This is a genomic window from Pseudorhodobacter sp. W20_MBD10_FR17 (assembly GCF_052119765.1).
In the GTDB taxonomy this organism is placed as follows: domain Bacteria; phylum Pseudomonadota; class Alphaproteobacteria; order Rhodobacterales; family Rhodobacteraceae; genus Pseudorhodobacter.
Genome location: NZ_JBGQOQ010000008.1, coordinates 136,751 through 162,592, shown reverse-complemented (window position 1 = coordinate 162,592; position 25,842 = coordinate 136,751). Strand labels below are relative to the sequence as shown.

General features: G+C 57.3%; 28 protein-coding genes and 1 tRNA gene. 15 read left to right on the top strand and 14 right to left on the bottom strand.

Annotated elements, in window-relative coordinates:
* From ACEN2J_RS07825 to ACEN2J_RS07815, 3 genes are all read right to left on the bottom strand, one after another.
* A partial coding sequence (locus tag ACEN2J_RS07825) for a transposase (protein WP_442104699.1) occupies positions 1 to 685 on the bottom strand: 685 nt, incomplete at its 3' end.
* A gap of 40 nt (positions 686 to 725) precedes the next feature.
* The gene (locus tag ACEN2J_RS07820) at positions 726 to 950 is read right to left on the bottom strand and encodes a hypothetical protein (RefSeq protein WP_442104697.1); all 225 of its coding nucleotides are present in this window, start codon (positions 948 to 950) and stop codon (positions 726 to 728) included.
* 164 nt (positions 951 to 1,114) lie between these two features.
* A tRNA-Ile gene (locus ACEN2J_RS07815) sits at positions 1,115 to 1,191 on the bottom strand.
* A gap of 139 nt (positions 1,192 to 1,330) precedes the next feature.
* On the opposite strand from ACEN2J_RS07815, the gene ACEN2J_RS07810 reads away from it, so the two are divergent.
* Positions 1,331 to 2,302 (top strand): FliM/FliN family flagellar motor switch protein, encoded by a 972-nt coding sequence (locus tag ACEN2J_RS07810; protein WP_442104695.1) that lies wholly within the window; start codon positions 1,331 to 1,333, stop codon positions 2,300 to 2,302.
* A 101-nt stretch (positions 2,303 to 2,403) separates the two neighbouring features.
* Here ACEN2J_RS07810 and acuI read toward each other — a convergent pair whose 3' ends face one another.
* From acuI to ACEN2J_RS07790, 4 genes are read right to left on the bottom strand one after another with little or no spacing between them, the layout of a single operon-like run.
* Positions 2,404 to 3,393 carry an acryloyl-CoA reductase gene (acuI, locus tag ACEN2J_RS07805; RefSeq protein WP_442104693.1) on the bottom strand — a complete coding sequence of 330 codons (990 nt, stop codon included), beginning with the start codon at positions 3,391 to 3,393 and terminating at the stop codon, positions 2,404 to 2,406.
* Positions 3,394 to 3,405: 12 nt separating this feature from the next.
* On the bottom strand, positions 3,406 to 4,506 hold the full coding sequence (locus ACEN2J_RS07800; protein ID WP_442104691.1) for a dimethylsulfoniopropionate demethylase: 1,101 nt from the start codon (positions 4,504 to 4,506) through the stop codon (positions 3,406 to 3,408).
* Between the two features lies 1 nt (position 4,507).
* The gene (locus ACEN2J_RS07795; protein ID WP_442104689.1) at positions 4,508 to 5,131 is read right to left on the bottom strand and encodes a DUF1326 domain-containing protein; all 624 of its coding nucleotides are present in this window, start codon (positions 5,129 to 5,131) and stop codon (positions 4,508 to 4,510) included.
* An 11-nt stretch (positions 5,132 to 5,142) separates the two neighbouring features.
* Positions 5,143 to 5,937, bottom strand: coding sequence for a DUF2182 domain-containing protein (locus ACEN2J_RS07790; RefSeq protein WP_442104687.1), 795 nt, complete (start codon positions 5,935 to 5,937; stop codon positions 5,143 to 5,145).
* Positions 5,938 to 6,087: 150 nt separating this feature from the next.
* On the opposite strand from ACEN2J_RS07790, the gene ACEN2J_RS07785 reads away from it, so the two are divergent.
* Positions 6,088 to 6,828, top strand: a complete 741-nt coding sequence (locus tag ACEN2J_RS07785; RefSeq protein WP_442104685.1) for a FadR/GntR family transcriptional regulator — start codon at positions 6,088 to 6,090, stop codon at positions 6,826 to 6,828.
* A 21-nt stretch (positions 6,829 to 6,849) separates the two neighbouring features.
* On the opposite strand, the gene ACEN2J_RS07780 is transcribed toward ACEN2J_RS07785, so the two are convergent.
* Positions 6,850 to 7,446: a lytic transglycosylase domain-containing protein gene (locus ACEN2J_RS07780; RefSeq protein WP_442104683.1), complete on the bottom strand. Its 597-nt coding sequence runs from the start codon at positions 7,444 to 7,446 to the stop codon at positions 6,850 to 6,852.
* Between the two features lie 259 nt (positions 7,447 to 7,705).
* Here ACEN2J_RS07780 and ssb point away from each other — a divergent pair, with 259 nt between their 5' ends.
* The 5 genes from ssb (at position 7,706) to ACEN2J_RS07755 (ending at position 11,211) form a co-directional block, all read left to right on the top strand.
* Positions 7,706 to 8,239 carry a single-stranded DNA-binding protein gene (ssb, locus tag ACEN2J_RS07775; protein ID WP_442104681.1) on the top strand — a complete coding sequence of 178 codons (534 nt, stop codon included), beginning with the start codon at positions 7,706 to 7,708 and terminating at the stop codon, positions 8,237 to 8,239.
* Positions 8,240 to 8,366: 127 nt separating this feature from the next.
* Positions 8,367 to 8,729: an SUF system Fe-S cluster assembly protein gene (locus ACEN2J_RS07770; protein WP_442104711.1), complete on the top strand. Its 363-nt coding sequence runs from the start codon at positions 8,367 to 8,369 to the stop codon at positions 8,727 to 8,729.
* A gap of 62 nt (positions 8,730 to 8,791) precedes the next feature.
* Positions 8,792 to 9,142, top strand: coding sequence for a HesB/IscA family protein (locus ACEN2J_RS07765; protein WP_442104679.1), 351 nt, complete (start codon positions 8,792 to 8,794; stop codon positions 9,140 to 9,142).
* Between the two features lie 144 nt (positions 9,143 to 9,286).
* Positions 9,287 to 10,036 carry a triose-phosphate isomerase gene (gene tpiA / locus ACEN2J_RS07760; RefSeq protein WP_442104677.1) on the top strand — a complete coding sequence of 250 codons (750 nt, stop codon included), beginning with the start codon at positions 9,287 to 9,289 and terminating at the stop codon, positions 10,034 to 10,036.
* Positions 10,036 to 11,211, top strand: coding sequence for a cytochrome P450 (locus tag ACEN2J_RS07755; protein WP_442104709.1), 1,176 nt, complete (start codon positions 10,036 to 10,038; stop codon positions 11,209 to 11,211). Before tpiA ends, ACEN2J_RS07755 begins: the two co-directional genes overlap by 1 nt.
* 87 nt (positions 11,212 to 11,298) lie before the next feature.
* Here the strand turns inward: ACEN2J_RS07755 and ACEN2J_RS07750 are convergent, their stop codons facing one another.
* Complete coding sequence (locus tag ACEN2J_RS07750) at positions 11,299 to 11,760, bottom strand: Lrp/AsnC family transcriptional regulator (RefSeq protein ID WP_442104675.1); 462 nt, start codon at positions 11,758 to 11,760, stop codon at positions 11,299 to 11,301.
* 227 nt (positions 11,761 to 11,987) lie between these two features.
* Between ACEN2J_RS07750 and ACEN2J_RS07745 the strand changes: the two genes are divergently transcribed.
* The 5 genes from ACEN2J_RS07745 (at position 11,988) to ACEN2J_RS07725 (ending at position 15,999) form a co-directional block, all read left to right on the top strand.
* Positions 11,988 to 12,293, top strand: coding sequence for a DUF2849 domain-containing protein (locus ACEN2J_RS07745; RefSeq protein WP_442104673.1), 306 nt, complete (start codon positions 11,988 to 11,990; stop codon positions 12,291 to 12,293).
* Positions 12,286 to 13,956 carry a nitrite/sulfite reductase gene (locus ACEN2J_RS07740; RefSeq protein ID WP_442104671.1) on the top strand — a complete coding sequence of 557 codons (1,671 nt, stop codon included), beginning with the start codon at positions 12,286 to 12,288 and terminating at the stop codon, positions 13,954 to 13,956. Before ACEN2J_RS07745 ends, ACEN2J_RS07740 begins: the two co-directional genes overlap by 8 nt.
* Positions 13,946 to 14,695, top strand: a complete 750-nt coding sequence (locus tag ACEN2J_RS07735) for a phosphoadenylyl-sulfate reductase (protein ID WP_442104669.1) — start codon at positions 13,946 to 13,948, stop codon at positions 14,693 to 14,695. Before ACEN2J_RS07740 ends, ACEN2J_RS07735 begins: the two co-directional genes overlap by 11 nt.
* Positions 14,692 to 15,102 carry a DUF934 domain-containing protein gene (locus ACEN2J_RS07730; RefSeq protein ID WP_442104667.1) on the top strand — a complete coding sequence of 137 codons (411 nt, stop codon included), beginning with the start codon at positions 14,692 to 14,694 and terminating at the stop codon, positions 15,100 to 15,102. The genes ACEN2J_RS07735 and ACEN2J_RS07730 overlap by 4 nt, the downstream gene beginning before the upstream one ends.
* Positions 15,103 to 15,168: 66 nt before the next feature.
* On the top strand, positions 15,169 to 15,999 hold the full coding sequence (locus ACEN2J_RS07725; RefSeq protein WP_442104665.1) for a ferredoxin--NADP reductase: 831 nt from the start codon (positions 15,169 to 15,171) through the stop codon (positions 15,997 to 15,999).
* Positions 16,000 to 16,144: 145 nt separating this feature from the next.
* On the opposite strand, the gene ACEN2J_RS07720 is transcribed toward ACEN2J_RS07725, so the two are convergent.
* Positions 16,145 to 16,759 carry a hypothetical protein gene (locus ACEN2J_RS07720; RefSeq protein WP_442104663.1) on the bottom strand — a complete coding sequence of 205 codons (615 nt, stop codon included), beginning with the start codon at positions 16,757 to 16,759 and terminating at the stop codon, positions 16,145 to 16,147.
* Between the two features lie 257 nt (positions 16,760 to 17,016).
* Between ACEN2J_RS07720 and infC the strand changes: the two genes are divergently transcribed.
* Positions 17,017 to 17,511 carry a translation initiation factor IF-3 gene (gene infC / locus ACEN2J_RS07715; RefSeq protein WP_231580094.1) on the top strand — a complete coding sequence of 165 codons (495 nt, stop codon included), beginning with the start codon at positions 17,017 to 17,019 and terminating at the stop codon, positions 17,509 to 17,511.
* A gap of 58 nt (positions 17,512 to 17,569) precedes the next feature.
* Here the strand turns inward: infC and ACEN2J_RS07710 are convergent, their stop codons facing one another.
* Together ACEN2J_RS07710 and ACEN2J_RS07705 are read right to left on the bottom strand one after the other, a co-directional pair.
* Positions 17,570 to 18,547: an XdhC family protein gene (locus ACEN2J_RS07710; protein WP_442104660.1), complete on the bottom strand. Its 978-nt coding sequence runs from the start codon at positions 18,545 to 18,547 to the stop codon at positions 17,570 to 17,572.
* The gene (locus ACEN2J_RS07705) at positions 18,540 to 19,517 is read right to left on the bottom strand and encodes a LysR substrate-binding domain-containing protein (RefSeq protein WP_442104658.1); all 978 of its coding nucleotides are present in this window, start codon (positions 19,515 to 19,517) and stop codon (positions 18,540 to 18,542) included. The genes ACEN2J_RS07710 and ACEN2J_RS07705 overlap by 8 nt, the downstream gene beginning before the upstream one ends.
* 42 nt (positions 19,518 to 19,559) lie before the next feature.
* Between ACEN2J_RS07705 and ACEN2J_RS07700 the strand changes: the two genes are divergently transcribed.
* Entirely contained in the window at positions 19,560 to 20,777 is a 1,218-nt protein-coding gene (locus ACEN2J_RS07700) for an acyl-CoA dehydrogenase (protein WP_442104656.1), read from the top strand.
* A gap of 124 nt (positions 20,778 to 20,901) precedes the next feature.
* Here the strand turns inward: ACEN2J_RS07700 and ACEN2J_RS07695 are convergent, their stop codons facing one another.
* Together ACEN2J_RS07695 and ACEN2J_RS07690 are read right to left on the bottom strand one after the other, a co-directional pair.
* Positions 20,902 to 22,383: a hypothetical protein gene (locus tag ACEN2J_RS07695; protein WP_442104654.1), complete on the bottom strand. Its 1,482-nt coding sequence runs from the start codon at positions 22,381 to 22,383 to the stop codon at positions 20,902 to 20,904.
* Positions 22,376 to 23,245, bottom strand: coding sequence for a hypothetical protein (locus ACEN2J_RS07690; protein ID WP_442104652.1), 870 nt, complete (start codon positions 23,243 to 23,245; stop codon positions 22,376 to 22,378). The genes ACEN2J_RS07695 and ACEN2J_RS07690 overlap by 8 nt, the downstream gene beginning before the upstream one ends.
* 179 nt (positions 23,246 to 23,424) lie before the next feature.
* On the opposite strand from ACEN2J_RS07690, the gene ACEN2J_RS07685 reads away from it, so the two are divergent.
* Positions 23,425 to 25,752, top strand: coding sequence for a glycosyltransferase family 2 protein (locus tag ACEN2J_RS07685; protein ID WP_442104650.1), 2,328 nt, complete (start codon positions 23,425 to 23,427; stop codon positions 25,750 to 25,752).
* The last annotated feature ends 90 nt before the right edge of the window (positions 25,753 to 25,842 follow it).

The following is a 25,842-nucleotide window of genomic DNA, read 5'->3' as shown; positions in this document are numbered from 1 at the left end:
GCATGGTTTTTTCCCGATTGCTCAGGTCCCGCAGATCGCCGCCAAGATCCTTTTTTATCAGTTCACTCGCAGTCTTGAGCAGGTCATGCTCAATCTGAAGTTCGCGGATGCAGCGCTGCAGGGCTTCACGCTGACGTTCCAATTCTTCGATTTCTGGATCCAAGGAAGCACTTTTCTTGCGTTTCATCATGGCAGGAGCCTCCGAGCCAAGGATCTGGTTTTTCCAAGCATACAGCGTCGGCCTGCTAACTCCGACCTTTTCTGCCAAAGCCTGCGCACTTTCTTGACGACTATAAAGCCCAACCACAGCAGCTTTCTTCACGGCGTCAGAATGATTTCCTGCTCCATATGCCCCGGTGGAAACTGTCCCCGTCTCAGGAAAGGCCTCGCGCACCCAGGCAGTCAGCGTGGCCCGGCCAGGATAGCCTAAGGCACGCAGCGTCCATGAAATGCAGCGCCCCTGGCTGGCATAATGCTCTAACGCAACCTGCCTTTGTGCCGCCGAGAATTTAGGCGGGGGCGGCACTGAACGTATCCGCAAATCCTGCCGACGCTCATATTCTCGATGCCAGCCCTTCAGGGCATTCTTCGTTGGATACCCCAACTCACGGATGGTGGCCCGCACGCGCTTGCCGAGCTTGATATAAAGCTCAACCGCGCGCATTCGTTCTTCGTAGCTATACATGAACTATCTCCAAGATAGTCCAAGTTTTCGTCCGCACCCCCTATACATCGCGGGCGGTCTGCGCCTGCTGACCTACGACGGCAGTTTCGAGTTGCACAAGCCTTTCGGTCTTGTCTGCCAATTCGGCATCAGTCGCGGCAATCCTGTCGAACTCGCCCACCCATTCGGCAAAGAGCGTTTCGATTGTTTGGGTTTGCAAGTCGGCCTGCGCTGTTTGAGTGAGCCCGTCAATCAGATCAGCAAGTGCCGTTTGTGCATTCGTCATGTTTCAATCTCTCTATCAGAAGTCACCGGCGCGCGAATGCGAACCAGAGGACAAAAAGAGATATGTAAACCACGTAGCGCCGCAGCATCGGCGGGAAAATCGGTGGGATGAGCCAATAAACCTACCACATTTTCCATTTATTACAATGTCTTACAAGAAAATAGTGGTAGGCCCGGAGGGACTCGAACCCCCAACCAAGGCGTTATGAGCGCCCTGCTCTAACCAGTTGAGCTACAGGCCCAGAACAACAGAATATACTTTCCTCTATTCTTGTTCGGTTTGCTAGCCCGATCACTTCGGGGGGTCAAGAACAGTTTGCAAATGTTAATCTGTTGGTAGTCTTTTTCTGGCAATCACGAGTAACGGTGAAGGGGGTTGTTTTGGAACAAAACGGCATCAAACGAAAGATTGATCGCGCACGCAAAAGTACTGGCGTTGTCGAAGTGCAAGGCGCTGCTAAGGCGTGGAAACTTGCGCTTGCGAGATCGGCACGCGACACGATTGGACTTGAATTGACGATTACAAACCTGCGTCAAACCAGATCCTCATTAGCCGAGCTGCTGGAAATGCCGCCCGAACGTGCTTTGCTGGCCATGCTAGAAGGCCCAAAGGAGGGACTTGGCCTTTTGGTTATCTCTCCTGAAATTTTGGCCGGAATTGTCGAAATTCAGATGATTGGCCGCGTAAACACATCCGCCCCGATTGCGCGGCGACCGACCCGCACTGACGCTGCAATGGTATCAGGAATGATTGATAAGGCCCTGAAATCGCTTGAACTCGACTTGACGCAATCGAACGACTTACCTTGGGCAAGTGGCTTTAGATATGCGTCGTTTCTAGAAGATGCACGCCCGCTTGCCCTATTGTTGGAGGATACCACATTTCAAGCGCTAATGGCTGACGTCTCCTTGGCGGATGGTGCAAGGGTTGGCCAGATTTTGCTTGCGTTGCCTGCTGATGGACGCGGAGCCATGCCAAAATCGGTCGAGCCACCGCCAAGTAGGGCGGCCGAAATGGTGTTTGGGGCAGCTTTGGGCGAACAGATCATGGGGGCGAAGGCAGAAATTGTGTCTGTCTTGGCGCGGGTAAGCTTGCCGCTTGAAACTATACTTAACCTGAAGATCGGCGAGCCACTTGTCCTGAACGATGCAACCCTTGATAAAATTTGCCTCGAGGGGCGGGACGGTCTCCGCCTTGCAACCGGCAAGCTGGGGCAGAACGGCGGCATGCGCGCCATACGCATTACTGCAGAAGGTGAAATGGCACCGCCCCAACCCGTTGCAAGCGTGACAAAACCAACCCAACCAAACGCAAAACCATCAACGATACCGGACATCAAGAAAGCAGGTTAGCGGCGCGCGGTGGCAAATGCACGCCTGAACAAAGCAATCCAGTTTCCCAATGGCTGAAACAGGCGGCTGCCCCTAAGGGCAACCGCCTACGCACAAAACGTCTAGGCGTTCACATCAACAACGACCCGACCTTTGACATGGCCTTGCAAAATATCGGCCCCAAGCTTTGGCAAATCGGTCAGAACCGCGGGGGTTACCATCGCTTCAAGCTTTGCCATCGGCAAATCCTTGGCGATACGGTTCCATGCGCGTAGCCGATCATCATAGGGCCGCATCACGCTATCGATGCCTAACAGATTGACGCCACGCAAAATAAACGGAATCACGGTTGCAGGCAAACCTGCGCCTCCGGCCAGACCAACGGCAGCAACAGACGCGCCGTATTTCATCTGCCCGAAAACCCGTGCCAGCATTGCCCCACCAACCGCATCGACACAGCCAGCCCAGACCTCTGCCTCAAGCGGGCGCTTGACCGTCTCAGACAGCTCCTCGCGCGCAACAATCCGCGTAGCCCCAAGCGACGTTAGATAATCCGCAGTCTCGGGTCGGCCTGTCACCGCTGCCACCTCATAGCCCAAATGCGCCAGAATGGCCGTCGCCACCGAGCCCACGCCCCCCGCAGCGCCGGTCACCAAAACCGGGCCTTGACCGGGTTTAAGCCCATGATCTTCCAGCGCCATCACGGCCAGCATTGCGGTGAAGCCCGCCGTTCCAACAGCCATCGCTTGCCGCGTTGTCAGCCCTGCGGGCAGCGGTACCAACCAATCGGCCCGCACCCGTGCTTTTTGCGCATAGCCGCCCCAATGCGCCTCGCCCACACGCCAGCCGGTCAAGACAACTTTGTCACCGGCCTTATAGCGCGGGTCGGATGACGCCTCGACCGTGCCTGCAAAATCGATGCCCGGAACATGCGGATAGTTCCGCACGAGGCCGCCACCCGGCCCAATGCAAAGCCCGTCTTTGTAATTCACGGTCGAATAGTCAACCGCGACAGTCACCTCACCTTCAGGCAAACGATCCAAACCGATTTGCTGCACCGAGGCCGAGGTTTTGCCCTCGGCATCCTTTTCGACGATCAAAGCGTTGAACATGTTTACTCTCCGTTAAATCCAAAATTTATTTTGTACGGTCGCAGGGCGCATCCCCAAAGGCGTTTCCACCTCAAGCGCCGTACCTGCATCCCAATGCGTCATCCGCACCATTCCAATTGCGACATTGGTGCCAAAATCGGGGCTGGCTGCGGCCGAGGTCACCTGCCCCACCTTTTTGCCACCCACCATCAACGGCCAAACCCGATCACACGGCGGGATTTCGCCAGCAATCGAAATTGCCCGCACCTGTTGCACCGGCCCTTCCTTGGCCACGCGCAACAGCGCATCGCGGCCAATGCAGCCAATGGCGGTATGGGTGTTGCAAAACTTGCCCAAACCGCATTCATGCGGGGTGTTATCGCGGGTCATATCGTTGCCATAGGACAGCAAACCGCCTTCGATCCGCTCAATCAAATTGGGGCAACCGGCGCGGACTTGCAAATCTTCGCCCGCGGCGAACAGGGCGTCCCACAGCGGCATACCAATATCGCCGCCCTCGACGTAAATCTCATAACCGCCTTGCTTGGAATAGCCAGACCGCGCGATAGCAAGGCTGCGGCCCTGAAAGTCGAACCAACCAAAGCGAAAGAATTTCACCGCCAGAACAGCATCGCCAAACACCCGCGCCATCAGCGCATCGGCCTTTGGCCCTTGGATCGCCAGCGGCGACACATCGGGTTCATCGACCAGCACATCCAAGCGGTAGCCCAACGCAACCGCCTTGACCCACAGCAACAAATCACTGTCGGCGATGGAAATCCAATAGCGATCCTCACTCAGTTTCACCGCCACAGGGTCATTCAACATGCCGCCGGTCTCATCAACCATCGGCACATAATAGCATTGGCCCGCCAGCATGCCCCGCAAATCGCGCGGGGTCAGCATTTGTATCAAGCGGCCCGCATCAGGGCCGCGCAGCTCTACCTGCCGTTCGCAGGCCACGTCCCAAACTTGCACATGCTCTTTCAAGTGGCGGTAATCGGCTGTGATGCTCTCAAAAACCGTGGGCAGCAGCATCCGGTTGTAAACGGTATAGCCCTTGACGCCAGCAGCTTCGACTCCGGCAGAAAAGGGCGTGCGCCGCACACGGCGCGAGGGGGCAATCGTAGCCATTTTAGCGAGGCCCCTTCCAATCAATTTGGCAAATTTCGGCAGAGCGACCGTCAAAATCCCAGACGCGGCCAAAGGCACGCACGCGGCCCTTGTCAGCTTGGGCGATTGTGATGTCTGGGCCCATCCAGTATTCTGTATTTTTAACAACCACTTCGCTGTCGGGATCTTTGCCCGAAATCGGCGTCACGGCCCCGTTAATCTTTTTACCAACGATCAGGCGGCGGGTTTTGCCTTCGGTCTCATAGCTGACGGGCGAGCGTTCGGCGCCCAAAAATTCCGACACCATCACCGCAAACAGGCCAGTGGTGCCCCGCGCCTTGCCCGAGAAAATATTAACCAAGCCGTTATAGGCCGCATCTGTCGCGCGCTCATCAATATAAGCCGCCGCTTTCCAGTTGCCGCGCCCCATATTGCCGGGGATATCCATGATCAGGCCGATGTTCAGGCCAGACAGGCTCTCGCCGTCATAATGCCCCTCATCCACGCGCACGCCGACCCAAGCCTGACAATAGCCCTCGGTCGGTGGGTGCTTGCCAAGGCTGACAACGCAGGGGCAAAACACGGTACAGTTGCAGTTCAGGATCAACTCTCCTTTGATGCTCCACTCGGGCAATACATCGGCCATTGGATTTCCTTTCAAGGGGTTACAAGGGTTTGCAGGGCAACACATGCGCCCGCAGCGATCAGGCCAAACCCGACAGGACGGGTTAGCCACCGCCCGATATCGGGCAGTTTTTCCAGTGTCATGAATAGGGTGGCACCCCCCATCCACAGCAAATTCATCGTGCCTCCAATAAAGCCAAGCGTCATGAGCGCCCAGCAGCAGCCAAGGCACAAAATGCCCAGTTCAAGGCCCATACGCAGTGCGCGCGGGCTGCCCGGCGCCCAGCGCTCCATGAAAAAGGATAGTGGCATCCGGCATTTCGCAAGGCAGGCCTCTTTGACAGGGCTGAACTGATAGGCCCCTGCCCCCAGCAATAGCGCCGCCGTCAACCAGCCCGACAGGCTGGCCCCGTTAATCCCGACCAACCCTGCCCGCGACAAGCCATATTGCGCGCCCGCACCAATAGACGCGGCGGCCAGCCAAACCACCACATATCCGCACACCAGCGCCACCGCCCCCAAGGCCGTGGTCGCCCCTGCTTGCGACAGATCCAGAAAACAGCGCAGCGCAGGCACAAAGGTCGGCAGCATCATCGCCAAGGCCATCAGCGCCCACATCGCAACCAAAGGGCCAAAGCTTGCCTGCCCTGCCGCAATGCACAGGCTTTCCCAGAAACCGGCGGGCATATCCGCCGCAGGGTTTTGCCGCGCCATGGCAAACACGGCCAGCCACGCCACCAAAATAGCGCCATAAAACCCGATCCACGCCAGCGCTGACCGGTTCCAATCCGGCAACATCCGCTTTGCGTTTAGGGTTTCAAAGGCCATTGCACCTACTCTTATTGGCAAGACTCACACGCTAACCCCTAGACGTGGCCACGGCTTGACCATAGGTTTCTCAGAATCCAATCAATTGTCAAACATTTAATTGTCTGACAATTAAAAACCCTGAAACAGCTTTATAACTACATTGGCCCAATGACCCAAACCTTTACCCTTTCGACTGACGGCGAGCTGCCATTGCGCATTGCCTCGGCCCTGCGTGATGCGATTGTTGAGGGGCGCTTGCTCGTCGATCAACGCCTACCGTCCGAGCAGGAGTTGGCCGAGCAGTTCGGCGTCTCACGCCCGACAGTGCGCGAAGCCTTGAAACGATTGGCCGCGCAAAACCTGATCCGCACCCAACGCGGTGCCACCGGCGGCGCTTTTGTGAACCGGCTTTCGTTCCAAGAGGCCTATAGCCAGCAAATTACCACGTCGACCTTGCTGCTTTCCATGAATGAAATTGATTTTGAAACGGCCTGTGAGGCGCGCTATGCGCTTGAAAGCGCTTGTGTGCCGCTTGCAGCCCAGCGCCGCAGCGCCGATCATCTGGCTACTATGCGCGCCGAAATACATCGCCAATCCCAGCCTGGCCTTAGCGACGAAGGCTTTTGTGCCTCGGATGTGGCCTTTCACCGTGCCTTGGTTGATGGCGCTTGCAATCCGGTGCTATCCTATCAACTGGCAGGCGCGGTCGAAGCGATGCAACCGTTAATGAATATGATTACCTTTTCTGCCCGGTCCCGCGAAAAGATTATCGCGTTTCACATAGGCATTGCCGATGCGATAGAGCAGCATAACGCATCTGTCGCCGAAACAGCGATTGCCGATCTTTCGGCCTATACCATTGATCTTGCTGCAAATGTTCGCGCACACCGCAAAGATAGAAAATCCTAAAACCGCCTTGGCGGCCCAGTCCTAGCTGCCCAAAATAATCAGCACATAGTTTTGCGTTTCTTGATACGGCGGAATGCCCGAATGTTTTTCCACCGCCCCTGGCCCCGCGTTATAGGCCGCAAGTGCCAGACGCCAACTGCCAAAACGGTCGTACATCATGCGCAAATACCGCGCGCCGCCGTCCAAATTCTCATTGGGATCATGAATATTAACCCCCAGCTTTTGCGCTGTACCGGGCATCAGCTGGGCAAGCCCCTTGGCACCGGCATGTGATTCAGCCGAAGGATTCCAACCTGATTCTTGCTCGACCAAACGCAGGAACAGATCTTCCGGCACCGCATGTTTGCGCGCAGCCGCTTTGGCAACATTCAGATATTGGCCTTTATACTTGCCACGAAACCGCGGAATCGCAGAGTCTTTGGCCACAGCTATTGGGTTAGGTTGCAACCGAACAGAGGCCGCGTATTGCTTGGATAGCCGATTGTCCAATAGGCGTGTTTGCGATTTAAACACCGCTTTGCGCGAGCTACCTGCACCCGAAAGCACAAGCCCCTCTGCGACGGCGGGACCAGCAGAAAAAAGGCCCATCATCCCAACCACAAAAATTGTCCGAAGCATCCGTTCGTCCTAATTCATCCCACCAATGCTTAAACTATACGCAGCTACCGCATAAATACCAGCCCCGAGGCAGGCGCAAAGCCCCATTCGGCAGGTCTGCGCCCAAAGTTTCGCACCATTTCCCCGTGCCACGGGGCGGCCACCGTGTTGCGGCGGGGGGGCGGCAGCGGTATAGGGATTGTTAACCAGTTCCGGCGAAGCTGCCGCAACAGGCCAAAGAATCAGGCATCCAAGCGATGCGACAAACATGGGGGGCCAGATGGCTGGATCGGTAAACAAAGTTATCATCGTCGGAAACCTGGGCCGTGACCCCGAGGTGCGGACATTTGGCAACGGCGGCAAAGTCGTAAACCTGAACATCGCCACCTCGGAAACATGGCGCGACAAAGCCAGTGGTGAGCGTAAAGAACGTACCGAATGGCACCGCGTCGTTATTTTCAACGAAGCGCTGGGCAAAATCGCCGAGCAATACCTGCGCAAAGGGTCAACGGTTTATATCGAAGGCCAGTTGGAAACACGCAAATGGCAAGATCAATCCGGCGCCGAAAAATACACAACCGAAGTCGTTTTGCGCCAATATCGTGGCGAACTGACCCTTCTCGGCGGTCGTAATGAAGGCGGCTCGGGCGGTGGCGGTGGCAATGATGGCGGCTATGATGATCGCGGCGGGTATGACGGCGGCTCTTCTGGCGGGTCCAACAGCTCGGGCGGTTATGGCCGCAGCGGCGGCGGCGCGCCTGCAGGCGGTGGTGGTGGCGGTCGATCCGATATGGACGACGAAATCCCGTTCTAAGATCACCCCGAGAAAATTATCAATGCCCCTGCCCTTACCGGCTGGGGCATTTTTCATATCTTACGCCCTCTGGACCTTCGCGCCCTAAATCCCTATATATTCAGTCAGAATAATGTGTGAGGCCATGATGAACCAGCCGCAGGACCAAATCGAAGGCACCCCTTTGATCAAGCCATCCACCACGGACCACCCGCTTTATGAGCAGGTTGTTGAAGCATGCCGCACGGTATTTGACCCCGAGATTCCGGTCAACATCCACGACCTTGGCCTGATCTACACCATTGAAATTTCTGATGAAAACGATGTTGAGATCTTGATGTCCCTGACAGCGCCCGGCTGCCCCGTTGCAGGCGAGATGCCCGGTTGGGTTGCCGATGCTGTTGAGCCATTGGCAGGCGTGAAATCCGTCAATGTCGGCATGACGTTTGAGCCACCTTGGGGCATGGAAATGATGTCGGACGAGGCGCGGCTGGAACTCGGGTTTATGTAAGCCCCCTTGAGACGGCCAATCAAAATCCTATATTGAACATAGAGATATAAAGGACGCCCAAAATGTTCGGCATTCCCGGAAAAGCCGCAGTCACCCTAACCCCCGCCGCAGCCAAGCAAATCGCGCGGCTGATGGAAAAGCAGTCCTCGACCGGGTTGCGGATTGGTGTGAAAAAAGGTGGCTGTGCGGGTATGGAGTACACGATGGACTATGTGTCCGAAGTGAACCCAATGGATGAAACTGTCGAGCAAGACGGCGCGCGCGTCATGATTGCCCCTATGGCGCAGATGTTTTTGATCGGCACCGAGATCGATTATGAGACCTCGCTGCTTGAGGCTGGCTTTAAATTCCGAAATCCAAATGTTGCCGAGGCCTGTGGTTGCGGCGAGTCCATAAAATTCAAGGACGCGTGAACCGTCCCTAGCACATTAGATTTTTATACAAAAATCCAGCCTCCGGCCGAGGTATTTTAGCCAAGATGAAATGCGTGGCTTTGGCCCATTTCCAAAACGCAAAAAAACCCTTAGCTTTCAATCAAGCAATTGTGAGGGATTATTATGCGTAAATTGGCTGCCGGAAATTGGAAAATGAACGGAACGTCTGAAGATTTGGCTGAAATCGCCAAATTGATTGACGCCCACCCCAAGCCAAACTGCGAGATGCTGATCTGCCCTCCTACGACACTACTGTCGCGCATGGCGGATTGCGCCAAAGGTTCGGCCCTGCGGGTCGGTGGGCAGGATTGTCATGCCCATGCCAGCGGCGCGCATACCGGCGACATCTCTGCCGCTATGCTAAAAGACGCGGGCGCCACCCATATTATCTTGGGTCATTCCGAGCGCCGCGCCGATCATGGGGAAACAGATGCCACGGTTCTGGCCAAAGCGGTTGCCGTGCAAGCCTCTGGTTTGGTTGCGATTGTTTGCGTCGGCGAGACCGAAGCCCAACGCGATGCGGGAACGACTCTTGCCGTGATCGGCAGCCAGCTTGAAGGCTCTTTGCCGCCAAGCCTGACCTCTGCCCCTGATGGCTTGGTCATTGCGTATGAGCCGGTTTGGGCCATCGGCACCGGCCGCACGCCTACCTTGGACGAGGTTGCCGAGGTTCACAGCTTTATCCGTGATACGCTGGTCAAACGCTATGGTGACGCGGCCAATGAGATGCGACTGCTTTACGGCGGTTCGGTAAAAGCCTCTAACGCGGCGGCGCTTTTTGCGGTGCCGCATGTGGACGGTGCCCTTGTGGGTGGCGCAAGCCTGAAATCCGCCGATTTTGCCCCGATCGTTGCGGCGCTGGCGGCCTCATGATGCAAAGCCTGTCGCAATCGCCGAATGACCCCGCATTCGTGCAAAACCCTTATGCGTTTTACAATCAAGCCCGCGCGGCAGGTCCATTTTTCCACTGGCAAGACTATGGCAAAACTTGCGCCACCTCTTATGCTGCCGTAAATGCTATTCTACGCGACCGCCGTTTTGGCCGCGAGGTCCCCGCTGACCAGCGCACCGAAATTGCCCCGCACACAGCGTCTTTCTATGCTGTCGAGGCGCATTCAATGCTGGAGCTGGAACCCCCGCGCCACACCCGCCTGCGCGGTTTGGTCATGCGGGCGTTTACTTCGCGCCGCATCAATGCGCTGGCGCCTGAAATTGCGCAACTTTCGCATGAGCTGATCGACGCCTTCCCGAACGCGCCTTTCGATTTGCTGCAAACTTTTGGCCAGCGCCTGCCCGTCACCATCATCGCCCGCCTTTTGGGGGTACCAGAGGAGATGGGCGATGACCTGCTGCGCTGGTCAAACGCGATGGTGAAAATGTACATCCCGGGCCGCAGCCGCGCCATTGAGGATGCCGCAGCCCAAGCCAGCCAAGATTTCACAGAGTTCCTGCGCGCATATGTTGAGACCCGCCGCGCCCATCCAGCAGATGACCTGATTACCCATCTGATCGCCGCCGAGGAAGCTGGCGAAAAGCTGTCGACGGATGAGCTGATCACCACCTGCATCCTGCTGTTGAACGCCGGACATGAGGCGACCGTGCACACCATCGGCAATGGGGTCAAAACCCTGCTAGAAACAAAAACTCCAATTCAAGCCGCCCCGATTGACGCGATGGTCGACGAAATCATTCGCTTCGACCCCGCCCTGCACATGTTCACCCGCTATGCCTATGAAGATATTGAGGTTTTGGGTCACATGATCCCCAAAGGCTCCCAGGTGGCGCTGCTATTGGCTGCGGCGAATCACGACCCTGCAGCCTTTGACGCGCCTGCACGTTTCAACCCCAACCGCCCCACCAAAGCCAATCTCAGCTTTGGCGCTGGCCTGCATTTTTGCATCGGCGCCCCCTTGGCGCGGTTGGAATTGCAAACCGCTTTGCCAATCCTATTCGAACGCCTGCCAAACCTGCGCCTATCAGCCACCCCGCACTACGCGGACCTCTACCACTTCCACGGCCTCACACGCCTTATGGTCAGCCCAACCTAACTATTTCATCTTGGCCTAAATACCTTCAGGGGGACTAGCAGGGGGTCTGGGGGCAGAATACCCCCAGCTTGGTCACCAAGACCGCGATCAAACCGGCAAAATAGTCGTCGATTTTATCTCTTCCATCGACAGCAACGCCGTCACGTTGAAAATCCGCACCTCGGAAATTAACGCCTGATAAAACGTGTCATAGGCCCGTGCGTTTTTGACCCGCACCTTTAAAATATAGTCGATATCTCCCGCCAAGCGGTGCGCTTCTAACACTTCCGGCCGCTCGTTCAGGGTGCGCAGAAACTTGGCCTGCCAATCCGCCTCATGCTCGGATGTGCGGATCAGCACAAAGAAACACGCCTCCAACCCCAAGGCCTCGGCATCCAGCAAAACCGTCTGGCGCGTAATCACCCCGTCTTCCTTCATACGCTTGATGCGATTCCACACCGGCGTCTTGGAAGACCCTGTTTTGCGGGCGATTTCATCCAAACTCTGTGCCGCATCCGCTTGCAGCTCTGCAAGGATTTTCCGGTCTATCTCATCCAATCGGGCCGCCATTCCACATTCCCTTCGTTAGCTGGAACACCCGTTCCATTCGCGCAAATTATCGGAACATATTTCCTTATTAGCAAGGGGATATGGGCAAATCAGGGGATAATGTTCTATATTACGCCCAAGCTGTTGAAAGGATACGCCATGCAAAACCACCGACCTTGCCCCAAAATGTGCCTTTCCGGCCTGCGCGCCGCCCGCACCTATCCTTCCCCTTTGCCGGAGTTCCAAGCATGAGCCGCGCTTTCACCCCAAAAGTTATCACCGCCAATGACCTATTGGTCGGCGATGTGATCTACCTGACCACCGATGACCAGTGGTCGCGCCACCACGCACAGGCCGAGCTGATCGAGGATGAGGCCCACGGCCAACTTCGCCTGATTGAGGCGCAGCGCAACAAATCCGCCGTTGGTGCCTACCTCGCCGATGCCAAACGCGGCACGCATGGCCCCGAGCCTGTGCATTTCCGCGAGGCGTTCCGCACCCGTGGCCCTTCCAACTATGCCCATGGCAAACAGACAGAGCGTAACCATGTATAATTACACCGATTTTGACGAAGCCTTCGTCCGCGCCCGCACCGCCCAATTCGCCGCCCAAGTCGATCGCCGCATCTCTGGCGCGCTGACCGAGGATGAGTTTAAGCCGCTGCGCCTGATGAACGGCGTCTATCTGCAACTGCACGCCTATATGCTGCGCGTGGCGATCCCTTATGGCACCATCAACCCGCATCAAATGCGCACATTGGCGCAGATCGCTGACACCTATGATAAGGGTTACGGCCATTTCACCACCCGCCAGAACATTCAGTTCAACTGGCCAAAGCTGACCGATATTCCGGCGATCTTGTCTGATCTGGCCGATGTAGGGATGCATGCCATTCAGACCTCGGGCAACACCGTGCGCAACGTTACCGCTGACCATTTCGCCGGTGCTGCTGCGGATGAGATTGAAGACCCCCGCCCCGTGGCCGAGCTTCTGCGCCAGTGGTCCACCGACCACCCCGAATTTCAATTCCTGCCGCGCAAATTCAAAATCGCAATCACAGGCTCTTCCACCGACCGCGCCGTCACCCGCGCGCATGATATCGGGCTGCGCATGGTGCGCGATGCGGATGGCGAGCCGGGGTTTGAGGTGATCGTCGGCGGCGGTCTTGGCCGCACGCCATTTGTCGGCACAGTTGTGCGCGAGTTCCTGCCCAAGGCTGACTTGCTACCTTATGTCGAGGCGGTTCTATCCGTCTACAACATGCTGGGCCGCCGCGACAATAAGTACAAAGCCCGCATTAAGATCACCTTGCATGAAACCGGCAAAGAAGAGCTTTCCCGTCTGATTGAGGAGCGCTTTACCGAGTTGCGCCTGCAATTTGGCGGCAATGATCAGGCCTTGCTGGCCGACATCACCGCGGCCTTTAGCACGCCCACCCTGCGCAATGCCGACACCGGCGCCTATCACGCCTTTTACAGGGCTGATCCGCTGTTCCGGTCTTGGGCCGATACCAACCTTTCCGCGCATAAAAACCCTGACTACCGCATCGTGACCATCAGCCTTAAAAAGCACGGCGACACCCCCGGCGATGCCACCTCCGCACAAATGCGCCTGATCGCCAATCTGGCCGAGCGTTACGGCCATTCCGAAATCCGTATCAGCCACGAACAAAACGTCATCTTGCCGCATGTGCATCTGTCCGACCTGCCCGGCCTGCATGCTGCCTTGCGCGGCTCGGGGTTGGAAACGGCGAATGTCGGGTTGATTTCGGATATCATCGCCTGCCCCGGCATGGATTATTGCGCATTGGCTACCGCGCGCTCTATCCCCGTGGCGCAACAGATCGCCAACCGCTTTGACGAGCTGAAGCTGGAACACGACATCGGCCCGCTGAAAATCAAAATCTCGGGCTGCATCAATGCGTGTGGGCATCACCATGTTGGCCATATCGGCATCCTTGGCCTCGACCGCGCAGGCGTTGAAAACTACCAAATCACGCTGGGCGGTGACGGGTCTGAAACCGCTGTGATCGGTGAACGTGCAGGCCCCGGCTTTGCCTATGATGAAATCGTGCCCGCGATTGAGCGGATCATCGCGGCCTATCTGGACCAACGCAATGACGCGTCGGAAACCTTCCTTCAGGCCTACCGCCGTCTTGGGCTGGCACCGTTCAAAGCAGCGCTTTACCCGGATGAGGGCAAACGTGATGCCGCTTGATAATCGCTTTGCCCCGATGGCGGAACGGATCGCGGGGCTGAACACCCGCTACCGCCACCACGGGGCAACGGCGGTGCTGGAACATGCGCTGCGCGACCGCGATGTTGGCCGTGTGGCGCTTGTGTCCAGCTTTGGCGCGGAATCGGTGGTTTTGCTGCACCTGCTTTCGGTCGTATCGCCGCATACGCCGGTACTGTTTATCGACACGCAGATGCTGTTTGCGGAAACTTTGGCCTATCAGGAAACGATTGCCGAAAAACTGTATCTTACCGATATCCGTCGCCTTGAACCTGCTCCCGCACGTCTGGCGATGGATGATCCCGACGGCACGCTGCACCAGTTCAACACCGATGCTTGCTGCGGGCTGCGCAAGACCGAGGTGCTGGACAGCGCGCTGTCGGGGTTTGATGCTTGGATTACAGGGCGCAAGCGCTATCAATCCGGCACCCGCGCCGAGGTTGATTTCTTTGAGGCCGATGGCGATGCGCGTCTGAAAATCAACCCGCTGGCCCATTGGAACCGCGACGATCTGCAAGAGTACATGATTAACAATCGCCTGCCGCGCCACCCGCTTGTGGCCCAAGGCTATCCCAGCATCGGCTGCGCCCCTTGCACCAGCGCCGTAAAACCCGGCGAAGACCCACGCGCAGGGCGTTGGCGCGGCACGGAAAAAACCGAATGCGGCATCCATTTTATCAACGATAAAATGGTCCGGAAATCACAGGAGCACGCGACATGAGCGTTATTGTCACCGACACCGGTTTTCACACCGAAAACCCGATCCCCGCCTTTACCTCGCTGGCGCAGCTGCCCTTTCATGAAGGCGCGATTGACCTTGCCAACACCGATGATCCGACCGCGCTTGCACCCTATCTGGACGATTTGCGCCTGCTGCGCATCGACTTTCCCAGCTTTGCCGATGGGCGTGGCTTCACGCTGGCACGGCGCTTGCGGATGATGGGGTTCAAGGGCCGCCTGCGTGCGCGGGGCCATGTGCTGGCCGATCAATACGCCATGGCGCGGCGCGTTGGCTTTGACGAGGTGGAAATCAGCGATGACCTCGCCGCCCGCCAACCCGAGGCCGATTGGCTTGCACGCGCTGATTGGCAGGCGCATGACCATCAGTCGCGCTTGCGGGCTGGCTGAATGCTTCCCTCTGACATAGATCAAAGCTACACAAAGGATACCGGTTTAAAGCCGGAATAAAGAAACATGACCGAAAGCCTGACCGTGACCGAAGCAGCCCCAAAACCCGCCAAGCCGCATCTGCCGGATGCCCAAATCGTAACTGCCGTGAAACATTGGACAGACCGGCTGTTTTCATTCCGCGTGACCCGCCCGCAAACCTTGCGGTTTCGGTCGGGCGAGTTTGTGATGATCGGCTTGATGGGCGACAATGGCAAACCCTTGCTGCGCGCCTATTCCATCGCCTCGCCAAACTGGGATGAGGAACTAGAGTTTTATTCGATCAAAGTGCCGGACGGCCCACTGACGAGCAAGTTGCAACACATCAACGTGGGCGATGAGATTATCCTGCGCCCCAAGCCAGTTGGCACCTTGGTGCATGACGCGCTGTTGCCCGGCAAACGTGTGTGGTTTTTGGCCACAGGCACCGGGTTGGCCCCCTTTGCCAGCCTGATGCGCGATCCCGAAACCTATGAAAAATATGACCAAGTTATCATGATGCACACCTGCCGCACGGCGGATGAGTTGGAGTATGGCCGCAAATTGGTCGAAGACCTGCACAATGACGAGCTGATCGGTGAAATGGTCGAGGGCAAGCTGCGCTATTACCCGACCACCACCCGCGAAGAAACCGCGCATATGGGCCGGATCACCGACAACCTATCCTCGGGCAAGGTATTTGAAGATTTGGGCTTGCCGCGAATGAACCCAGAGGAAGACCGCGCGATGGTGTGCGGCTCGTTGGATTTCAACGTCGATGTGAAGGCAGTTTTGGAGAGCTTTGGCCTGCGCGAAGGTGCCAATTCAGACCCCAAAGAATATGTGGTTGAAAAGGCCTTTGTTGGCGACGGGATCTAACGGCTTGGGGCAAGGCGGGGGCGTTGCCCCCCTGCGCCTGAAGGCGCATTCCCCCCAGGATATTTTCGCCGAAAAGAAAGCGATTTTGATATTGAAAAAGCCGCGCAACCCAATGCGCGGCTTAGTTATTTTCAGTCCGCCTGGATCAAAGACCCATTGCAGCTTTGACTTGGTCCAACACGCCTTGCAACAGCAGCGGGTTGTTTGACGCCGCAGTAACAGCCGACTTTAAGGTCGTCTTGGTCGTCACATCCAACGACGACCCGTCAATCAATGCGCCCACTTTTTCTGCGTCAAAGTTTGCCGCATCCAGCAGCTTGGCTGGGTCCATCGCGTTGGCAGCGCCCGTCACTGTTTCGGTCACGGCTGCGGTTGTATCGGCTGCAGCCTTTGCTGCCGCATCTGCTGCAGCTTTGGCCTCTTCAGCAGCTTTGGCAGCCACTTCTTCTGCAGTCTTGGTTGCAGCTTCGGCTGCTGCATCTGCGGCGGCTTTTGCTTGGGCGGCGGCTTCTTCAGCAGCTTTTTTAGCGGCTTCTTCAGCGGCCTTGGCTTCTTCGGCAGCCTTTGCCGCTACGGCCTCGGCTGCTTTTGCAGCTGCCTCTTCCGCTGCTTTTGCCTCGGCTTGCGCTTTTGCCGCAGCATCGGCTGCCGCAACAGCCGCTTCTTGTGCGGCTTTTTGTGCTGGCACATAGCTGAATTGGTAATAGCCAAGACCCGCTGCAACAATCAGGGCCGCGCCCACAATTACATTCTTGTTCATCTTTTAATCTCCAAAAGCCCGCCTAAGATGGCGGTTACCCGTTCTAAATGACAGAAACCTGTGGAATTGAAAAGACTTTGGCGCATCTGTGCCCCCTTTTGACCCCGTTTTAACCGAAAGGTGTTGAACTAACCGTGCCAGAGGTCTAGTTTACGCCGCGTGGGGCAATGCCCTGCACCGTTAGAAATGCAAGAAGGAAGCAAACCATAGCCCGCAGACCCCACAATGCCCCGCCGCAACGCGATACGGGCCCCCGTGTGAATGACCGCATCCGCAGCCCCGAAATTCGCCTGATTGGCGCAGACGGCGAAAACGTGGGCGTTGTAACGCCCGCCCGCGCGATGGCTATGGCCGAGGAGGCCGGTCTCGACTTGGTCGAAATCTCGCCCAACGCGGAGCCACCGGTCTGCAAGATCATGGACTTCGGTAAATTCAAGTATGAGCAGCAAAAGCGTGAGGCAGAGGCCCGCAAAAAGCAGCACATCATTGAGATCAAAGAAATCAAATTCCGCCCCGGCACGGATAAGCATGACTATGACGTCAAAATGCGTTCGGTACTGAAGTTCTTGGGCGAAGGCGACAAAGTAAAGGTAACCTTGCGGTTTCGTGGCCGTGAAATGGCGCACCAACAGCTTGGTTTGGAACTGCTGAACCGCGTCGCAGATGACGTGATCGCGGAAGAGGCTGGCAAGTTGGAAAGCTTTCCAAAGCTGGAAGGCCGTCAAATGGTTATGATGATCGGGCCGAAATAATCGCCTCTCATCTGCTATCTAAAAGGGGTCGCTTTGCGGCCCCTTTTCTATTTCTCTTTTATGCCCGTAGCAGCTGGGTCACTTGCGCCATGATAGAAACCGCAATCTCTGCCGGCGACTTAGCACTGATTGCCAGCCCTACGGGCGCATGAATGCGAGCGATCTGATCCTCGCTAACCCCAGCGGCCTGCAACCGTTCATGCCGTTTGGCATGGGTGCGTTTTGACCCAAGGCTACCGATGTAGAACGCATCCGAAGCCAAAGCTGCCATAAGCGCGGGGTCATCCAGCTTGCTGTCATGTGTCAGCGTTACAACGGCACAGCGCGCATCCAACGCCAGTTCCGCAATCGCCTCATCTGGCCAATCCTGAACAATCGACTGCCCCGGAAACCGCGCGGCAGAGCCAAACGCCCCGCGCGGATCAATCACGACGGGGTCATAGCCACAGGCCCGCGCCATTGGCACAAGTGCCTGCGCGATATGAACCGCGCCCACGATAATCATCCGCAAGGGTGGGTTGTGAATGCCGATAAACCAATCGCCTTCCAGACCGGAACGATCGCTGCGCATCCGTTCGGCGACCCTTTCCGCCAGCGGATCCCCTACGCCAGAGGTCAAACGATGGCTATGGGCTTCAAGATGCGTCAGCATTGCAACCGGCCGCTTTGCCGCCCGCGCTGCCACCAGTTCTACTAATACCGCGGGCGGCACCGAACCCGCAGTATCGCCCACCGGTTCAACCATCACGCGGATCGTGCCACCACAGGCCAACCCCACGGCGAACGCATCTTCATCAGCCACACCAAAGCGCAGCAGTCTCGGCACGCCGCTTTCCAAACAAGCCAGCGCGGCATCGACCACCGCCGCCTCAACACAGCCGCCCGAGACCGAGCCCATCATCGCGCCATCGCCCGCAATCGCCAGCTGGCTGCCCACCGGTCGCGGTGCCGAGCCCCAAGTTTCAATGACTGTGGCCAGCGCCGCCCCTCGCCCCGCAAGGTGCCAAGCCAATGCAATCTCAGGAATATCACTCATGAAAACGCTCATCCCCCGCCAAAATCCAATCCCGAAATAGCTGAAACGCCGCAATCTCTAGGCTGCGTTCAGGGTATGTTAGGACATAAGGCGTATCCGTCGTCATCACCCGCGTTGATGCCAGCCGCAACGTGCCTGCCGCAATATCTGGCGCGGCAAAAACTTCGGGGACCAAAGCCAGCCCCAAGCCCGCCCGCGCGGCCGCAAGCACCATGCCAAACTGTTCAAACCGCGCGCCGCGCAAAATGGTAATCGGGTCCAGCCCCGCATTCAAAAACCAATCCAACCACAGGTTGGGCCGTGTAGCCTGCTGCAACAGCGGCAGCTTGGCCAAGTCGGCATCTTCCAGCTGCCCCCCATCGGACAATATCGCAGGGGCGGCTACCACAACCAGCCTCTCTACCGCCAAAACATCCACAAGCGCGCCCCGAAGCGGCGCCCCATTGAGCGGCGTTTGCGCACGAATAATCGCCACATCGCGCGGGTCACGTTCAAAGTCCAGCGCGGTCAAAGTGGCGGTCATGTCAAAGGTTACCTCGGGTGCCCGCTTTGCAAACCCCGCCAGTCGCGGAATCAGCCAAATCGCTGAAAATGTGGGTAAAACCGCCAGTCGCAGCACATCCCGGTGGCCACCAAATGACATCACCGTCAGCGCGGCGCGGTCCAGATCAGCCAGCAACCGCTCGGCCTCGGGCAAAAGCGCGCGGCCTGCATCCGACAGCACAAGCCGTTGGCGGATACGGTGAAACAACGCCACCCCCAACCGCGCCTCAAGTGAGGTCAACGCCCGGCTGATCGCGCTTTGCGTCAACCCCAGCGCCGCCCCCGCCCGCGTGGCCGTGCCAGTACGGGCCGCTTGAACAAAGGCCTGAAGTTCGGGCAAACTGGGGGTATAGGCGTGGCGCATAACAAATACTTTATGCGCTATACTCATCAACTTGCAAAGCTTATTCATTTGAAAAATTACCATCGGGACGCTATCCTTTGGCTAACGCATAAATGGAGCCGCCCGATGGATAAGCCAAAGCTAAAAGCCAAAGATGCCCCCGATCTGGGCCGTTTCGATTGGCAAGACCCCTTTCGCCTTGACGATCAACTGACCGAGGAAGAGCGGATGCTGCGCGACGGTGCCCGCGCTTATGCCCAAGAAAAACTGCAACCGCGCATCACGCAGGCCTATCGCGAGGAAAGCACCGACCCCGCGATTTTCCGCGAGATGGGCGAAATGGGCCTCTTGGGCGTCACCATCCCCGAGGAATACGGTGGCATCGGCGCGTCCTATGTCGCCTATGGCCTGATCGCGCGTGAAGTCGAGCGCGTGGATTCTGGCTACCGCTCGATGATGTCGGTGCAATCCAGCCTCGTGATGTACCCGATCTATGCCTATGGCTCGGAAGAACAGCGCAAGAAATACTTGCCTAAACTGTCATCGGGCGAATTCATCGGCTGCTTTGGCCTGACCGAGCCTGACGCGGGGTCGGACCCTGCAGGCATGAAAACCACCGCCAAGAAAACCGCCAATGGCTATGTGCTAAACGGCGCAAAAATGTGGATATCCAACGCACCGATCGCAGATGTGTTCGTGGTTTGGGCAAAATCCGAAGCGCATGGCGGCAAGATCCGCGGCTTCATTCTCGATAAGGGCACCAAAGGCCTGACCGCCCCGAAAATCGCAGGCAAACTTAGCTTGCGGGCCTCTATCACCGGTGAGATTGTGATGAAAGATGTCGAGGTCGGCGAGGATGCTTTGCTCCCCTTTGTCGAGGGTTTGAAAGGCCCGTTCGGTTGCCTTAACCGCGCGCGCTATGGCATTTCATGGGGTGTTTTGGGTGCGGCTGAATTTTGCATGCACGCTGCCCGCCAATACGGGCTAGACCGTAAGCAGTTCAACAAACCGCTGGCCCAGACCCAGATTTATCAGTTGAAACTGGCCAATATGATGACCGATATCGCGCTGGGGCTTCAGGCCAGCTTGCAAGTTGGCCGCCTGGTGGACAGTGCAAATGCCGCCCCCGAGATGATCTCGATCATCAAGCGCAACAACTGCGGCAAAGCGCTGGAAATTGCCCGCCACTCACGCGATATGCACGGCGGCAATGGCATTCAGGAAGATTACCAAATCATGCGCCACATGGTGAACTTGGAAACGGTTAACACCTATGAAGGTACCCATGATGTGCATGCCCTGATTTTGGGCCGTTCTATCACCGGCCTACAGGCGTTTTTCTAAACGCTGGCAGCTGCGAAATCTGTCCGCCAAAAACACTGTCGCCGCGCCCCCTTGGCGCGGCACGTCCCAATCTTGAGGCGGTTTTTGCCTTTGGCAAAAGCCAACGAATGGCGGGAGAGGCCCCTTACAGTTTCTCCATCGCCTTGCGGATATGTCTATTGCCGCCATGGGTCAGCACCCAGCGCCCCATCCGGCGCGCCAACTCGGGGTGGCCCTTATCAATCGCCCGATTGAACAGCTCTTTTTGATACCGTCCAAACGCCTTGCGCTTGCGCAGCTTTTGGTAGAAATCGGCCTCTGTCAGCGTGCCATTCAGCGCCGCCAACACAATGGGCGACAAAATCCCCATCTGCTGAAGGCTAGACCCAAGCCGATGCCCTAGCAGCGGCGCGCGTAGTTTCACCACGTTTTCGGCCTTAAACCGCTTGACATGCCCAGTATCCAGCGGCTCATAGGGGTCATAGATCAGCGTAACGCGCGCCGCCTTGCGGGAAACCTGTGCTGCATCGCCGTATTTGCCAGAAAAATCACGCCCCCATGCGGTTTTGTAGCGGGTCTCAAACGGGACCAGCGTTTTATCCAGCGTGGATTGCGGCGAAATCGCCACCACATCCGCCCCCGGGCACGCCGCAGCAAAGGCGCAGGCGCCATAGCCCCCCATCGACGCGCCGTAAAACACGACGCGTTTGAACTGCTTGAAAAACCCCTGTTTCTTGAGCGCGTCAAATTGGGCATAGACCCAAGGGTCGCGAAACCACGTCCAGCCCGCCGCCGTCACACCCAGCATCGACCAGCCTTGTTTTTCGATAAAGGCAAAGCCCCAAGGCCGTTTGTCTTCGCGTTTTTCCATAGCGATATCAAGATTATCAAAGGTCACGACCAGCGTGTCCGAGCGTTTGATAAACAACATCGCGTGTTCATCGCCTTCACGGTAAAATCCATTTTCACCGGCCAGTTCAGTGGCAATCGTCGCCCAGTCTTGCGCGGGCGAAGCTGTATCAACCGCGTCCGCGACACCCTCCTCAATGGACATGGGCTTGGACTGGGCCTCACCGGCCACCCGCATCACCACACGGTGAACTTCGTCGCCGTCCTCTTCGCGCGTCCCGATTTGCGTCACTTCGCCGTAAGGTTTCAAAAACGGATAGGCCCCTGATTTCTTGCGAATATCCGTCAGCAAGGCACCATCCGGCAGCAAACAAGCCTTTAGCACCGGCGCAAGCCCTTTGATCCGTTGCACATCCCCAAATCCGCACAGGTTTGAGACCATTTGCGATGGCCCAAGATCTTGTTCTTGCGTGATAACCCGAATGAAAGCGGGCGAAATCCCTGCTTGATCCAGCATCGCGATATAGGGTGCCACCCAATCCGCCGCCTGCCCCGAAAATGCACCGTTTTTGTCGATCGACACCAAGTCGATGACGGCTCCCCAGCGCCGATGCACAGCTATTGCCAAATGGGTTGCCGCCCCCGACGCTTCGGCAAAGCGGGTGATGGGCGGCAGCTTCAACTCTTCCAGCAGCTTTTCGGCAAAGGCCAGCGAATAGCCCGCCGCATCCGTTTCGGGAACGTCACCGATCATCATCGTGGCAGGTCCCTCAGTCATCATCGGCCTCATCTGTGTTCGTGTCTGCGGGCGCGTGACGCCGAAGCGGTGCCGCGGTCGGATCAATTTTGTGCTTTTTCAACAGCCGCCCGATCAGGCTGTTTGGCCGTGGAATACCCGAAGGTTCCGCCCCCAAAATCCGCGCACGCATCCGGCGGCCATAGAAATGGATCGACAGCGTATCCTCGGTCAGGCAGGTGTTTTCATCCCAAGAGGGGCGCAGCATCAGGTTGCGGTTTTTATACGGCACCGGATAGAGCGCCACCTGCGGCAAGGCATAACGCACCTCGCCTGTGGCCTTTAGAAAATGCGAAATCGCATGTGGCCCCCAGACGCCCCACGGCATTTCTGACGCATGGATAGGATTGCCCGCAGCCAATGCCGCCGCGCATTCGTCGCGATACTTCGCATCATACCACAGCGGCAGGGCAAATTCATCGGTGGTGAACTCCAGCAATCCGGCCAGCGTTTCACTGTCAGGCGGCAAGCCCAACACGCCGCCGTTCAGCCCATGCGCGGATTCCCACGCATAGAAATGCCCGTTCGGCGTGGTAAAGGGCTTTACGCAATAGGCATCGGTATCGGCCCAGATGATCCGGTCACCCTTGGCCAGCATATGATAGCGAAACAGGTCCGAATGCAGCGCCGGACTGCCCGTGCGTTCATGCCGCAAAAAACCCTGCAGCGGCAACACCTCGGCGGCATCGGCCATCTCGACCCCTTCGGGTGGGTTGGTCACGCCATCATACGTGTACAGCTTTACATGCTGCCCCGCGTCAACAAACGATTTCAGGCAGAGCTGCTCCAGATAGCTGAGCGTGCCACCAATCCAAAGGGCACCAATTTGGTATTCCGTCTTCATAACACTCCCTTGGGCAGCCGCTAACCCTGCACGCAACTTGGCAAGCCTTTACGTCTTTGCCAATCGCTATCGATATTTAACAGCCGAAAACCTTGGAGGTTGTTGCATCATTGTGCTAAACTGCCCAACAGTAAAGACCGCGCCAATAGCGGCAGGAATAGCAGGTAAAATTCATTCCCATGGCAGAACAGAGGCACACACAGGCATCCTCAACCGTAACCCTTATCCAGCGAGAACTTGGCGCCTATGCCGTTGGGCATGGCGGGGTTAACTCTGTGCTAGAGGTGGTTGCCGTACCGCCGCAAGGTAGTACGCCCCTGCCCCGCATCATGGCGTTTTTCGGCAGCGGCACCAAGCTTGCCAGTTTTAGCGCCGATCCGGTCGATGGCTGCGCTTTACCGCTTGATCTGCGCGATGTGTCGGGCGCAGCAATGGTGGTGGCGCAAGCCGGTGCAACAGGCCCCATGTCTTTGGCCCTTAGCGATGGGTCCCGCCTCACTTTGACCCCGACTGCGGCCGAGCCTGCGCATCTGGCAGGTCGCAACTGCCTGTTCGGCTTTCGGACAGAGGAAAGCCCTGCCCAAGTCGCCGACTGGCTAGCCTATCACGCCCGTCACCATGGGGCCACGGGCGCGTTGATTGTGAACCGTATGCCCAGCGAGGCCTTTAAGGGCGCGCTGACAACAGCCCTACACAAAACCGCCAAAGATATTGATCTAAACGTTATTTTGCTCGATTGCCCCATCCCCTTGGGCAAACACACGCTTGGCCCCGAAAATCACCCCTACCTTGCCCCCGATGCCCCCGGCAAAGACCGCATAGAGGTGCCCGCCCCCGATGCATGGCGCGCGCCCTTGGGCGAGGGTGCGATTTATGAGGCGATGAAGTGGCGTTTTTTATCAGAGGCCCGCGCGGTGCTGTCCCTGGATGTCCCCGACATTCTGGCCCCCCTTGCAGACGGCGCGCCGCAGGCGTTTGACCAATGCCTCGCCGCCGCCAAAGGCGTGATCTTGCTGGCAGGTCGGCGCATCTACCCGTGGCGCGTGCGCAACAACCAAGAGGCACAGTTTGGCGACCACATCTGCGCGCCCTTTGACATTGGTAAGCCGATGATGCGCTGGGGTGTAGCCCCCCAAAAAGCAGGGCTGGAAAACACATGGCGCATGCTACGTGTGGCCTATGCCAACCCTGATGCGGCCAGCGCCATGCCGTTTTACCGCGCAATGGCGATCAAGGTGCCTGGACGCAATGCGTCTGAGCTGGCGCCCAAAACCTCTCTGGTGGAAAGTGATGCACTGATTGCGATGTCTGAAACGGTGTTTCAGCACAAAGCCGTGCGGGCGCCGGTTTCCAAAATGAAGGCCGCGCCCAAAGCCGCGATCAAGGCTGGGCGCACGGCGATCGTGACGACCATGAAGAACGAAGGGCCGTTTATCCTTGAATGGTTGGCCTATCACCGCGCCATCGGGGTGGATGATTTCCTGATCTATACCAATGATTGCACCGATGGCACCGATACGATGCTGGACCTGCTGCAAGCCAAAGGGATTGTGCAACACCGCATCAACCCCTTCGTTCCAGGTGGTGCGCTGAAACCCCAACACGCAGCCCTGCAAGCCGCCGAGCAAGAGCCCGTGATGCAAAACTGCGGCTGGGGCATCTGCATGGATGTAGATGAATTTATCAACATCAAGATAGGTGATGGCACGCTGGATGCGCTGTATAAGGCGATGGGCGAGGCGAATATGATCAGCCTGACGTGGCGCTTGTTCGGCAATAATGATGTGCACGGGTTTGAAGACCGCTTTTTGCTGGACCAATTCACCGCCTGCGCGCCCGAGGTGATCCGTAAACCGCATCAGGCGTGGGGGTTTAAGACGCTCTATCGCAACATTGATATTTATAAAAAGCTGGGGGTGCATCGGCCCAAAGGGTTGATCCCCGACCTGTGGGACCGTGTGAAATGGGTAAACGGGTCGGGCAAGCCCCTGCCGCGCACGATGTTTCGCAATGGCTGGCGGTCAACGCTGGAAACCTATGGCTATGATTGGGTGAGCCTGAACCACTACGCCGTGCGATCTGCCGAAAGCTTTTTGGTCAAACGCGATCGCGGGCGGGTAAACCATGTCGACCGCGACCAAGGGCTGAACTATTGGTTCCGCATGAACCACAATCTGCAACAAGACCGCAGTATCCAACGCATGATCCCTGCAATGCAGGTGGCATATGACAAGCTGATGTCTGACCCCGAAATTCGGGCAGCCCATGACCACGCCCTGCGCTGCCACCGCGACAAGATTGCCGAATTGCTGGAAACCGAGAATTACCGGAATTTCTATGCCGAGCTGACAGGGCCACGGATGGAAACCCTGTGCAAGTTGCAACATCATTTTGGGTCTGCGGTCTTTTCTGCTGGCCCGGCAGTGATACCGCACGATCTGCATGAACGCGACCTTGCGCCTGATTTCTTTTTCACCGTGGACCATAACGGCGAGGCGGAGCACTGACGGTGGGAGGCAATTTTCGTCGAAAATTTTGGGACCATATGGCTGGCGACGGATTGGGTTGGCGGGCGAAGAATAGGTATTTGAGCCAAG